This is a genomic window from Roseibium marinum (genome assembly GCF_002906165.1).
Classification (GTDB): domain Bacteria; phylum Pseudomonadota; class Alphaproteobacteria; order Rhizobiales; family Stappiaceae; genus Roseibium; species Roseibium marinum.
The window spans coordinates 71,491-83,543 of sequence record NZ_PPCN01000019.1 but is presented as its reverse complement, the minus strand read 5'-3'; the positions used below and the strand labels follow the sequence as shown (position 1 = coordinate 83,543).

Here is a 12,053-nt window from a genome sequence, read left to right as displayed (position 1 = left end):
CGGGGCCGCACCGACGTGCCCAGGATCGTCGACTGGTACATGGACGGCAAGATCGAGATCGATCCGATGATCACCCATACGATGCCCCTGGAGGATATCAACAAGGGCTTCGACCTGATGCATGCCGGCGAGTCAATTCGTTCCGTGGTCCTTTATTGAAGCTGGAAGAGATGGAAACCGTTTCCGAAAACAGGTGCTTTGGTGGCATTCAAACAGTTTACAAGCATAGGTCCGCGGTCTGTGCGTGCGAGATGACGTTTGCCGTTTTTCTGCCGCCGCAGGCGGGTAACGGGAAAGTTCCCTGTATCTGGTATCTGTCCGGCCTGACCTGCACGCACGAAAACGCGATGACCAAGGCCGGTCTGCAGGCACATGCCGCGGAGCATGGCGTCGCCATAATCTTTCCCGATACAAGCCCGCGCGGCGATCATGTGGCGGACGACGAGGCTTATGATCTCGGTCAGGGTGCGGGCTTTTACGTCAACGCGACCAAGGCACCGTGGAACGCTCATTTCAAGATGTATGACTACATCGTCAAAGAGTTGCGCGACCTGGTCGAGGGAGCCTTTCCGCTGAATGGGCGTCACGGAATTACCGGGCATTCCATGGGCGGGCACGGGGCGCTCATAATCGCGCTTCGCAATCCTGATCTCTACCAATCGGTGTCCGCATTCGCGCCGATCAGCAACCCGACCCAATCGGCCTGGGGACGCAAGCAGCTTACGGCCTATCTCGGCGACGATGAAGCCGAATGGGCCGATTACGACGCGACCATCCTGCTGCGGGAACGTGGCTGGAATGGCGAAATCCTGATTGATCAGGGCGCCGATGACCAATTCATCAGTCTTCTGCGGCCCCATGCCCTGGCGGGTGTCGTGACGGAAAACTGTCAGCCGGCAGTGCTGCGCATGCAGGACCGCTACGACCATTCCTATTTCTTCGTTTCGACCTTTGGCGGCGATCACATTGCCTGGCATGCCGAAAGGCTTCGCGGAGCCAATCACACACTGACCATCAGCCGGGAGGCCGCCCAGTGAAGCCCAGTTTCAGAATACTTCTTCCCCTGATCTTGTTGCCGGTATTATCATTCGGCTTCAGTGGTGCTCATGCTTTCGAGCTCGGAGATCCGCTTAAGGGTGAAAAAGTCTTCCGGAAGTGCAAGGCCTGTCATGCGGTGGGAGCGGATGCCAAGGCGAAAACGGGCCCTGTCCTGAACGGTGTGGTCGGGCAATCCGCGGCAGCGAAGGCCGAGTTCAAGTATTCCAAAGCCATTCTTGAGGCTTCACAGCAAAATCAACTGGTCTGGACCGTTGAAAATCTTAATGAATTTCTTACGAAACCAAAGGCGTTTCTGCCAGGTACGAAGATGACCTTCGCGGGACTTCGTAAGGAAAAGGATCGTCAGGATATCGTCGCATATCTGGCGACTTTCGAAACAGAGGGAGGAAGTTAGCTGAACTCGAGGAGGAATGACTGGATTTGACAGTCTGTTTGAGACCCAGACGGTGGGAGTGACATGTCTGGTACTCGGAAGGGCGGTTAACGCCGGTCAGTAGCTTGAATTGAACTTGTCTCGTTAAGGGAGGATACAATGGGACGTTTACTCATTTCTGCGGCTATGCTGTTGCTGGGTGCCGGAACAGCTGTTGCCGATGCAAACCTGCAAAAATTGATAGAAGATCCAAATCAGTGGGTCATTCAAACCGGCGACTATAAAAACCAGCGCTTTTCCAAGCTTGACCAAATCAACAAGGACAACGTCAAGGACCTGCAGGTTGCCTGGACGTTTTCAACCGGGGTCTTGCGCGGGCATGAAGGTTCTCCGCTCGTTATCGGCGACATCATGTATGTGCACACACCGTTCCCGAACACGGTCTATGCGCTTGATCTCAACAATGAAGCCAGGATCATCTGGAAATACGAGCCGAAGCAGAATGCGGACGTTATTCCGGTCATGTGCTGCGACACGGTCAACCGCGGCGTAGCCTATGCGGATAACAAGATTTTCCTTCACCAGGCCGATACCAAGCTTGTGGCGCTCGATGCCAAGACGGGTGAAGAAATCTGGAGCGTCGTCAACGGCGATCCCACCAAAGGCGAAACCAATACGGCGACCGTTCTGCCCGTCAAGGACAAGGTCATCGTGGGTATCTCCGGCGGTGAATTCGGTGTTCGCGGCTCGCTTACTGCCTACAACATCGCGGATGGTTCGCTGGCTTGGCGTGCCTATTCCATGGGGCCGGACAGCGACATTCTGATCGATCCGGAAAAGACGACCCACCTCGGCAAGCCCATCGGCAAGGATTCCGGTCTGAACACCTGGGAAGGTGATCAGTGGAAGATCGGTGGCGGAACCACATGGGGCTGGTATTCCTACGATCCAGAAGAAAATCTCGTGTACTACGGCACCGGCAATCCATCGACCTGGAACCCGGCGCAGCGTCCCGGCGACAATCGCTGGTCCATGACTGTCATGGCCCGCGATGCCGATACGGGGGTTGCTCGCTGGTTCTACCAGATGACGCCGCACGACGAATGGGACTATGACGGGATCAATGAAATGATCCTGACAGAGCAGGATTTCAACGGCGAAACCCGTAAACTCCTGACCCATTTCGACCGGAACGGCTTCGGCTATACGCTGGACCGCGTGACGGGTGAACTTCTTGTCGCCGAAAAATACGACCCCAAGGTCAACTGGGCGACCGAGGTTGTCATGGATCCGAATTCGGATCAGTACGGACGTCCGCAGGTGGTGGCCGAATACTCCACCGAACAGAACGGCGAGGACGTGAACTCGACCGGCATCTGCCCTGCAGCGCTTGGTTCGAAGGATCAGCAGCCTGCGTCCTACTCCCCGGAAACCGGGCTTTTCTACGTGCCGACCAACCATGTCTGCATGGATTATGAGCCTTTCCGCGTCAGCTACACCGCGGGCCAGCCCTATGTTGGGGCCACCCTGGCGATGTATCCGGCAGGCGACAGCCATGGCGGCATGGGGAACTTCATTGCCTGGGACAACGTGAAGGGTGAAATCGTCTGGTCGATCCCCGAGCAGTTCTCGGTCTGGTCAGGTGCTCTTGCGACATCCGGCGACATTGTCTTCTACGGTACGCTGGAAGGCTACCTGAAGGCTGTGGATGCGAAGACGGGCGAGGAGCTCTACAGCTTCAAAACCCCCTCCGGCATCATCGGCAATGTCATGAGCTACACCCATAACGGCAAGCAATATATCGCCATCCTGTCGGGTGTCGGCGGTTGGGCCGGTATCGGTCTCGCAGCCGGGCTGACAAACCCCAATGACGGTCTGGGCGCCGTGGGTGGTTACGCAGCGCTGAGCGACTACACCGCGCTGGGTGGCCAACTGACGGTCTTCGCGCTTCCGAATTGATCGGTATTTAAAAGAATGGAACCGGCGCACTTCGGTCGCGCCGGTTCTTATCATCTGCGGTGAATACAGTGTGGCCAGATCAATGGTCCGAAGCCGCAGCCGAGGTCAAGGCGGACAGGTTGTTTCTCAAGGGACAGACGATGTGTAAGATTAAACTATTGGGTGCGTCGGCAGCAGTTATCTTCATGGTTTCATCAGGGCTTCAGGCCGGAGCGGAAGAAGCCTATGATAAAGCCCTGGTTGCGGTGGCATATTCGGAAGACGGCCGATACTTTACCGAAGATGATGTGCCTACTTACAATGTTCAGGAAGACGGCACGATCGACTGGCCGACCTATTCCGGATTCCGCCGGTATCATTCCGAATGCCACGTCTGTCACGGGCCCGAGGGCGAAGGGTCGACCTATGCGCCGGCGCTGAAAAAGTCCGCGCTCGACATGGACTATTACGACTTTCTCGATGTCGTGACGAATGGCCGGAAAAAGGTCAATGCGTCCGAGAATTCGGTCATGCCCGCGTTCGGCACAAATCCAAACGTGATGTGCTACATCAACGACATTTACGTCTATTTGAAAGCCCGTGGGACCGATGCGGTCGCGCGTGGGCGCCCTCGTAAAAAGGAAGGCAAGTCGGACGTAATCCGAGAGGAAGAAAATGCGTGTCTTGGAGGATGACGGTCGACGCGGTTTAGCGGATCGGCAGGAGGGCAGACATTCTGCCACCTCACAGAACCGTGCGTTTTCCTCGCGCTGGAAACAGCTTGCCCGAACACTGTCGTGGCCGCTTGGTGTGGCGCTCACGATCGCGATGGGCATCCCGGCGGGCGCGCAGACATCGGATCTCGTGTCGCATACGGAATTGCGTGTTTGCGCGGACCCCGCCAATCTGCCGCTCTCCGACAAAGCTGGCGCCGGATATGAAAACCGGCTGGCCGATCTGGTCGCCGCGAAGCTTGAGCTTCCCGTGGCATATACCTGGTATCCGATGGCGACGGGATTTGTCCGCAACACCTTGCGGGCAAACCGGTGTGACGTGATCATGGGATACGCGCAAGGCCATGAGCTTGTCCTCAACACAAATCACTACATGACGTCCGCCTATACGCTCATCGTCCCCGAAAACGGCGATCTGGCCGATGTGACAACGCTTTCCGATCCCAAGCTCAAGGGCAAGAGGATCGGAATCATCGCGGGGTCGCCTCCGGCGTCTCACATGGCGCGCAACGGTCTGATCGCGGCCGCGAAACCCTATAATCTGACGGTGGACAGACGCCACGAATCTCCGGCACTCGACATGCTTTCCGATCTCGAGGAAGGTGAAATCGACGCCGCAATCCTGTGGGGACCGATCGGAGGTCCGTTGGTCAAGCAGGATCACCAGAGTTTTCAGGTCACACCGCTGATCGGTGAAACATTGCCGCCGCGGCTGGTTTTCCGCATCACCATGGGCGTCCGGCAAGGTGAAAAGGTCTGGCAACGCAAGCTCAATTCGCTCATCCGGAGAAACCAGGGCGAAATCAACGATATCCTGCAGGAGGCGGGTGTGCCGCTTCTCAACGATATGGGAACGGCTCCTTACGGGGAAAAATAACCATGGTAGCCATCGTGTCAGCCGGGCCTTTGAGCGGCAGGACACTCCGCGCCGCTTTCATCGCCGCTGCGATGACGGTATGGCCGGCGGCGCTATGCGCGCAAGGCGTGCCCGAACCGGATGACTACCGTGAAGAGCCTTACCGGGGTCCGGTCCCGGAAACGTTAAGCGGCGGCACGGTCGTTTCGAGCGAGGAAGCGCATGCGCTCTGGCAGACCGGAGACGCCGCTTTCATCGATGTGCTGCCCCGCGCCCCGAAACCGGAAAACCTTCCCGCGGGCACGATCTGGCGCGACAAGCCCCGCCTGTCGATCCCGGGAAGCCTGTGGCTGCCCAATGTCGGCTATGGACGGATCGCGGAAATCACCTCGGAGTATTTCAGGTCCGGCCTCGAAAAGGCCACGGGCGGCGACACCGCGCGCCCCGTGCTGTTTTTCTGTCTCGATGAATGCTGGATGTCCTGGAACGCGGCCAGACGGGCGCTGGAATACGGCTACGAGACCGTCTACTGGTATCCGGAAGGAACCGACGGCTGGACGTTCGAGGATTTCCCCGTTGAGGAGCTCCAGCCCGAACCGGAGCCGCAATAAAGCGTGTCGCGTTAAATTGACTTCAGGAAATCGCCCGAACGCATTTGCAATGCAAACGCTGCCTCGGGCGCCCTCCTAAATCCATGAATCCACTTAAACGCGACATGCTTGTCTCTAGTCCCGCGAAACCGAGTTTTCTCCCAAGACTCGCGCGCATTGACTGGTGGAGGACCCGCCGGCTCAATAATCAGCCAACTCGCGTTCCACCTCCGAAGCCGTGCCGTCGGTATCCGTCAGCTTCGCCCTGACACGCCTTGTGCCTTTGGGAACCGATACGGTGACCTGCGGGTTTTCGCTCAGCGAAATGCTGCCGGTCATCGTGGCGAACGGTTCACCGTTCAGATTGATGTCCAGGGTATCGACATAACGGATCGGTATGTAGAGCAGGGAGATCTGATCCCTTTGCATGCCGGAATGGCTCGGATGGCTGATCTTCACATCCAGGGCGAGGCCGTTCGGCCGGCCGGCGCGCAAATTTCTGACGAGGCTTGCGGAATCCGTTTGCGGTCGGATGACCAGCTCCATCTGTCCAAGGGTGGCGAGCGCTTCGTCCGGATCGGTGCCCGGAGGAGCGGAGCACGCTCCCAGCCCGGACGTCTTCACAAAGGTTTCGGCGACGAAAAGCTGGCCGTTTTCAAGGACGGCCACCGCATGAACGGGAGTGGGACCGTTGAAGCGCATGGTTGCGGCGAACTCGAAGGCGGTAAGCGGCCGGGCGAAGGTCAGCTGAGCGGAGACGGGCATCGGGTTTTCGTCCAGGATCAGGTGAAGTTCCCTGAATGCGTGTCCCTCCGGCGCGGCCAATCGGACGGTTACGCCGGTGCGGGCGTCATTGTCCGTGCGGTAAGGCGCATCGATGCTGATCACCTCATCGGAGACGGCAAGGAACCGGCCACCATAAAGCTCCGAGCGCAGATCCGGCCAATTGGCCTCGATCGCGGCCGCGGGCGCCGGCAGCAGGAATGCAATGACGGCGGCGGCCAGGCAGGCCGGCCAATTCACTCGATGCGCTGGGTTTCCTGACATGGAACATTTCCTCCCGGTAATTCATGAATAAATCTTCCAACGGCGCGCGGACCGTCGCCGGTCTCTATTTCACCGACGACTTCGACAGTTTCCGGATCGATCAGGCTGACCGTGTTGGAAAACCAGTTGGTCGAGACGATCAGCTTGCCGTTCGGCGTCGCGTCGATGCCTTCGGGCGCCTCGCCGACCTCCAGCGTGCCCTCGCGCTCGAAATCGGAAAGCCGGTAGACGCTCACGGTGTCCGCATACTGGTCGGTCGTGAAGGCGTGTCCACCGGCAAATGCGACACCGTAAGGGCGGTCGCCGACCGGCACCGTGGCGGTGACTGTAGCCGACCGCGGGTCGATGATCGTGACGGAGTTCGAGCCGACATTCGCCGCGTGGATACGCCCCTGCGGATCGACAGCGATGCCGAAGGGCCGTTCGCCCACCGTAACGCGGGCGCGCAAGGTCATGGCGGGCAGATCGAAGATCGAGACCTGATTTGAATCCCGGTCCGCGGAGGCGAGCCAACTGCCGTCCCCGGCAACAATCAGCCCGGCCGGAGCGCCACCGGTTTCCAGTTCACCGGTCGTTGCAAGGTTTTCGGCATCGAGCACAAAGATGCGGGCGTTGTACCAGTCGGAGACGAAGACGAGACCGGATCGCGGAGCAACCGCTACGCCCACCGGGCCGCCGGGCAATCGGGTTTCCGCCAGGACCTTGCAGGTGGCAAGGGAAAACCGGCGCACGGTCTTGCTGTCGGGGCTGACGGTGTAAAAGGCGTTGAGCGGGGAGCTGACCGCGATGCCGGCGGGTTGCCCGGCAACCGGTATCCGGCGGATCTCGCGGCGGCCTTCAAGATCCAGAACGCTGAGATCGGAACTGCTCTGGTTGGTCACGAATGCAAAAGACCCCGCGAGCGCCGGGACGCCCGCGGGGGAGTTGAGGAGGAAGCAGAAGAGGGAAACGCCGAGAATGCGCTGCTCAGTTCCCCGGAAAACGTTCATGAAGGGCATCGAGACCCGCCTTGTAGACAGCTGTCACGGCCGCGATCGCGGCTTCGTCGTTGAGATTGTCCGGCGGATCGTTGTTGGGATAGCCGCGATAGAACGCCCCGCGCCACTCCACCAGGGAACCACCGTTTTTTCCCGGTTTGACCGTCACATGCGAGGAGTAGTTGGTCACGGGCAGCACCGCGACATCCACGTCCGTGATCCGGTAGGAATAGCTCATCTTCTCGTCGCTGAATTTGTAGAGCACTTCGGAGATTGTCGGACCGCCGTCCTGTCCGAGCGTGAGCACCCGCGTCGCATCGATGGCGTTGCCGCCCTCGCCGGTGCTGGCGAACACCGCAGGATGCCAGCTCATGTCCTGAAAGTTCCCGATCAGCGCCCAGACTTCGGCAGGTGGCGCGGCGACCTCTTGCGTGAGCGTTACCTTCTGGCGGGTGGGGCCATGTGCCAGGGCCGCCGGAAGAGCGAGCCAGGACAGAACCAGGATTGTGAGGACCCGAAGAAGTATGCGCATTGTCAGTCTATTCCTTGAAGAAGGCGGTTTTCAGGATGTAGTTCATCCCGCGGCTCCACGAACGGTCGGTGTTTGTTCGAACATCGACTGCCCTGGCACGCAGAACCTTGCCTGTCTCCGCGTCGCGGAGGAACAGGTTCATCGAGATAACCAAATTCGAGATTTTGTGGACGGCCCCGGCGAGCGCGAAATCGGCGCCGAGGGTTTTCGCCATGCGAACATCGCAGCCGTAGCAGTTGCCGGGATTGGATATGTTGGCGAGTTTTTCAGAAACCGGGGCAATATCGACCAGGACCATGCCCTCGTCCCGAAAGCGCTTCTCGACAAGCTGTTCGAGGAGTACGAGACGACGGGTTTCATCGTCTCTTTCGCCGTTGTAGGCCCCCTCGGTCGACAGGTCGACGAACCCGAGACCGAGAAAGGCTACCTTGCTGCCACGCGGAATAGCATCCGCAAGAGCGCTTGCGTTGAACAGTAAAAGAATTGCGAGCAGCACGAATTGCCTCATGCAATTATTCTATGACGCATGAATCGCACCGCAATAGATCCTAAAGTATCGATTTTTTTCCCCGGGCAGCTTTGGCACAATCGCTGAAACCGGAAAGATCGGAAGAGTTTATGATGCAGGTTCTGATTGCATTCACAATGCGCGGCCTGATACTCGTTTTCGCATTCCCGTTCTTTGCCGGCCTGTCCGCGGCGTGGTCTCTGGAAATAAAGGCAGGGGTGCTTCGCATCGATTATCCGGAGCTGGCACCGGTTTCGCGGTTTGACCGCATCCCGGACGATCTCGCCTTCGCAGGTGCCCGCCTGGGCAATGAAGACAACCAGACGACAGGCTCGTTTCTGGGCCATGAATTCTCGCTGGAAACGGCCACTTCCTCACCGGAAAACCTTCAGGAGAAAGTGGATCTTCTCCTTCGCGGGGGCGTGAAGCTGCTTGTGGTCAATGGCCGTGGAGAAGATGTCCTCAAGGTTGCCGATCTTGCCGGTCCCGACGTCCTTGTCTTCAACGTCGCCGCGTCTGAAACGGACCTGCGGGACGGCAACTGCAAAGCCAATCTGCTCCATGTGGCTCCAAGCCGGGCAATGCTCGCCGATGCGGTTTCGCAGTTTCTGATGTGGAAAAAATGGTCGCGCTGGCTCCTGATCTCGGGCTCCAATCCGGATGATGTGAAACTTGCTGACGCTTACAGGCGGTCCGCGACGAAATTCGGCGCAAAGATCGTGGAAGAGCGGGTGTTCGAAGATACCGGCGGTTCACGGCGGGCGGACAGCGGCCATGTCCTGGTGCAGCGGCAAATCCCGGTGTTCACGCAGGAGGCGCGCGAACACGATGTCATCGTCGCAGCGGACGAAAGCGATGTATTCGCCCTCTACCTGCCTTATCAGGCCTGGAGCCCGCGTCCGGTTGCCGGTTCCGGCGGACTGCGACCCGTCAATTTTCATGCCGCCCATGAGGCCTGGGGCGCAACGCAGTTTCAGCGCCGCTTCGAAAAGCAGAACGGGCGCTACATTCTGCCCGAGGATTACAATGCCTGGCTGGCGCTGCGGGTCATCGGCGAAGCCGTCACGCGCACATCCAGCGCGGATCCGGAAGTCATGAAGGAGTACATCCTGAGCGATGCCTTCGAGCTGGCGGCATTCAAGGGCCAGAAGGTCACATTCCGGTCCTGGAACGGGCAAATGCGCCAGCCGATTCTGCTCACCGACAGCAAAATAACCGTCAGCGTGTCACCGCAGGACGGGTATCTTCATCATCGCTCCCCGCTGGACAGTCTCGGTCTCGACGAGGCAGAGTCCGCCTGTGCGGCATTCAGGAATTGAGGCAACCGTCATGATGCGACACCTGTTCAAGGTCCTTCGGTCAGTCAAACCGGCTTCCCGGCTGTGGCCGGCAATCCTGTCGATCTGCGTTTTATTCGCCGGTCCAGCTTTTGCCAACAAGGTCTATGTGAGCAACGAAAAAGGCAACACGGTTACCGTGATCGACAGCGCGAACTGGGAACCGATTGCCGAATTTGACGCCGGGAACAGGCCCCGGGGCATCGGTATCAGCCCCGACGGCGCGCATTTGTATGTCTGTGCGTCCGACGACGACACGATCAAGGTGTTCGATGCCAAGACCTATGAATTCCTGTGGTCCTTGCCTTCCGGACCCGATCCGGAGCTGTTCGTCATGAGCCCCGACGGGAGCACGCTTTACGTCTCGAACGAGGATGACAACCTGGTCACCGTCGTCGATACCCGATCGAAAACGGTCGTGGCCGAGGTGCCGGTCGGTGTCGAACCGGAAGGCATGGCCGTCAGTCCCGATGTCCGCTTCGTGGTCAATACGTCCGAGACGACGAACATGGCGCATTTCATCGCCACCGAGGACTACAAGATCAAGCACAATATCCTGGTGGATCAGCGGCCGCGCTACGCCCGCTTCACCAATGACGGCAGCACGCTTTACGTCAGCTCGGAAATCGGCGGCACGGTTTCCGTGATCAACATGCTGGGAGAGACCGGACCGGAACTTGTCGACAAGATCGGGTTTGAGGTTCCGGGTGTCCAGCCGGAGTGGCTGCAGCCGGTCGGGATGCGGATCACATCGGACAACAAGTGGCTGTTTGTCGCCCTTGGCCCGGCAAACCGGGTGGCGGTTATCGACGCCACGACAGACGAGGTGGTTCGTTACATTCTCGTCGGCCAGCGCGTCTGGCAGCTCGAATTCACGCCGGATGAAAAATACCTGCTGACAACCAACGGCAACTCCAACGACATAACCGTGATAGATGTAGCGGAACAGGAAGCCGTGAAGTCGATCCAGGTGGGGCAACAGCCTTGGGGGGTTGTGGTCGCGCCGGATTGATCCAACAGTCAGCGCATAAAATGAAACTGGGAGGATTTCAAATGCACGGACACCGAACAGCCTTTTCGAAAATGCGCCGGTTTCTCACCGGTCGCCTGCCAAGACGCAACGTTCTTGGCGGCTTGCTGTGCGCGAGCCTTGCGCTTGCGCTGTCCCCGGCGGACAAGGCAACAGCGTCGGATCTGCCGGTCTTGCGCGCCGCGGTGCTGAAGATAGGTACGGTCAACTGGGAACTGGACACCATCAAGCGGAACGGCTTCGACACCGCCAACGGGTTCGAACTCTCCGTCGTGCCCTATGCCGACAACGGTGCGACACGCGTTGCATTGGAAGGGGGCGAGGCTGATGTCGCCGTCGCCGACTGGATCTGGGTCGCCAGGCAGCGCGCCGCCGGCAAGGACTATGTGTTCATCCCCTATTCCAAGGCTGTGGGCGGACTGGTGGTGCCCAAGGACAGCACGGCCACGACCCTTGAGGATCTGCGCGGGCAGAAAATAGGTATCGCAGGCGGGCCGGTCGACAAGAGCTGGCTCATTCTTCAAGCCTTCGCACAGAAGGAATACGGCTTTGATCTTGCCGCTGAGACCGAACAGGTCTTCGGTGCGCCGCCCCTCATCTTCAAGGCCGGCCTGAGCGGTGAAACGGCCGGCTCCATCAATTTCTGGCATTTTCTGGCAAAGATGAAGGCCGCTGGAATGCGGGAACTGATCTCGGTCGAGACAGCCGCGATAGCGCTCGGGCTCAATCCCGACATTCCGCTTCTGGGCTATGTCCTCAAGGAGAGTTATCTTCAGGAACATCCGGAAATGGCCAAGGCGCTCTATGGCGCTTCACGGGCCGCGAAAGACCTGCTGGCAAGCGACGACGCTGCCTGGGAACCCTTGCGTCCGGACATGAACGCGAAGACTGACGCGGCCTTCGAGACGCTTCGCCAGGATTTCAGGGCGGGTATTCCCGCTCCGGGCAACATCGACGTGGACGGCGCGGCGACCTTCTTCACCCTGATGGTCAGTCTTGGCGGTGAGAAACTTGTCGGCGGCGTCAAGGAGTTGCCCGCCGGTCTGTTCGCCGACCTCGAGTAGAAGCTCTT

General features: G+C 59.0%; 13 protein-coding genes and 1 pseudogene. 10 read left to right on the top strand and 4 right to left on the bottom strand.

What is annotated here, in order from left to right; genetic code table 11:
- The 7 genes and pseudogenes from CLV41_RS26215 to CLV41_RS26185 form a co-directional block, all read left to right on the top strand.
- Positions 1-159, top strand: a pseudogene (locus CLV41_RS26215) (S-(hydroxymethyl)glutathione dehydrogenase); the annotation flags it as partial.
- Between the two features lie 11 nt (positions 160-170).
- Positions 171-1,037: an S-formylglutathione hydrolase gene (gene fghA, locus CLV41_RS26210; protein ID WP_103225445.1), complete on the top strand. Its 867-nt coding sequence runs from the start codon at positions 171-173 to the stop codon at positions 1,035-1,037.
- A 26-nt stretch (positions 1,038-1,063) separates the two neighbouring features.
- Entirely contained in the window at positions 1,064-1,453 is a 390-nt protein-coding gene (locus CLV41_RS26205; RefSeq protein WP_170107331.1) for a c-type cytochrome, read from the top strand.
- A gap of 138 nt (positions 1,454-1,591) precedes the next feature.
- The gene (xoxF5, locus tag CLV41_RS26200) at positions 1,592-3,391 is read left to right on the top strand and encodes a lanthanide-dependent methanol dehydrogenase XoxF5 (protein WP_103225444.1); all 1,800 of its coding nucleotides are present in this window, start codon (positions 1,592-1,594) and stop codon (positions 3,389-3,391) included.
- A 185-nt stretch (positions 3,392-3,576) separates the two neighbouring features.
- On the top strand, positions 3,577-4,065 hold the full coding sequence (locus CLV41_RS26195) for a c-type cytochrome, methanol metabolism-related (RefSeq protein ID WP_235867263.1): 489 nt from the start codon (positions 3,577-3,579) through the stop codon (positions 4,063-4,065).
- 133 nt (positions 4,066-4,198) lie between these two features.
- A complete protein-coding gene (locus CLV41_RS26190) occupies positions 4,199-4,981 on the top strand; it encodes a substrate-binding domain-containing protein (RefSeq protein ID WP_103225456.1) in 783 nt (260 codons plus the stop codon).
- A gap of 71 nt (positions 4,982-5,052) precedes the next feature.
- Complete coding sequence (locus CLV41_RS26185; RefSeq protein WP_103225455.1) at positions 5,053-5,571, top strand: PQQ-dependent catabolism-associated CXXCW motif protein; 519 nt, start codon at positions 5,053-5,055, stop codon at positions 5,569-5,571.
- A 180-nt stretch (positions 5,572-5,751) separates the two neighbouring features.
- Here CLV41_RS26185 and CLV41_RS26180 read toward each other — a convergent pair whose 3' ends face one another.
- The 4 genes from CLV41_RS26180 to CLV41_RS26165 are packed head-to-tail and all read right to left on the bottom strand — an operon-like array spanning position 5,752 to position 8,614.
- Positions 5,752-6,597 (bottom strand): quinoprotein dehydrogenase-associated SoxYZ-like carrier, encoded by an 846-nt coding sequence (locus CLV41_RS26180; RefSeq protein ID WP_103225443.1) that lies wholly within the window; start codon positions 6,595-6,597, stop codon positions 5,752-5,754.
- Positions 6,570-7,595, bottom strand: a complete 1,026-nt coding sequence (locus CLV41_RS26175) for a hypothetical protein (RefSeq protein ID WP_103225442.1) — start codon at positions 7,593-7,595, stop codon at positions 6,570-6,572. Before CLV41_RS26175 ends, CLV41_RS26180 begins: the two co-directional genes overlap by 28 nt.
- Entirely contained in the window at positions 7,564-8,106 is a 543-nt protein-coding gene (locus tag CLV41_RS26170) for an SRPBCC family protein (RefSeq protein WP_103225454.1), read from the bottom strand. Before CLV41_RS26170 ends, CLV41_RS26175 begins: the two co-directional genes overlap by 32 nt.
- A gap of 7 nt (positions 8,107-8,113) precedes the next feature.
- A complete protein-coding gene (locus CLV41_RS26165) occupies positions 8,114-8,614 on the bottom strand; it encodes a DUF3280 domain-containing protein (protein WP_103225441.1) in 501 nt (166 codons plus the stop codon).
- A 137-nt stretch (positions 8,615-8,751) separates the two neighbouring features.
- Here CLV41_RS26165 and CLV41_RS26160 point away from each other — a divergent pair, with 137 nt between their 5' ends.
- The 3 genes from CLV41_RS26160 (at position 8,752) to CLV41_RS26150 (ending at position 12,045) form a co-directional block, all read left to right on the top strand.
- Positions 8,752-9,933, top strand: a complete 1,182-nt coding sequence (locus CLV41_RS26160) for an ABC transporter substrate-binding protein (RefSeq protein WP_103225453.1) — start codon at positions 8,752-8,754, stop codon at positions 9,931-9,933.
- A gap of 10 nt (positions 9,934-9,943) precedes the next feature.
- Entirely contained in the window at positions 9,944-10,963 is a 1,020-nt protein-coding gene (locus CLV41_RS26155; RefSeq protein ID WP_103225440.1) for a YVTN family beta-propeller repeat protein, read from the top strand.
- A 71-nt stretch (positions 10,964-11,034) separates the two neighbouring features.
- Positions 11,035-12,045 carry an ABC transporter substrate-binding protein gene (locus CLV41_RS26150; RefSeq protein WP_103225452.1) on the top strand — a complete coding sequence of 337 codons (1,011 nt, stop codon included), beginning with the start codon at positions 11,035-11,037 and terminating at the stop codon, positions 12,043-12,045.
- Positions 12,046-12,053: the final 8 nt, after the last annotated feature.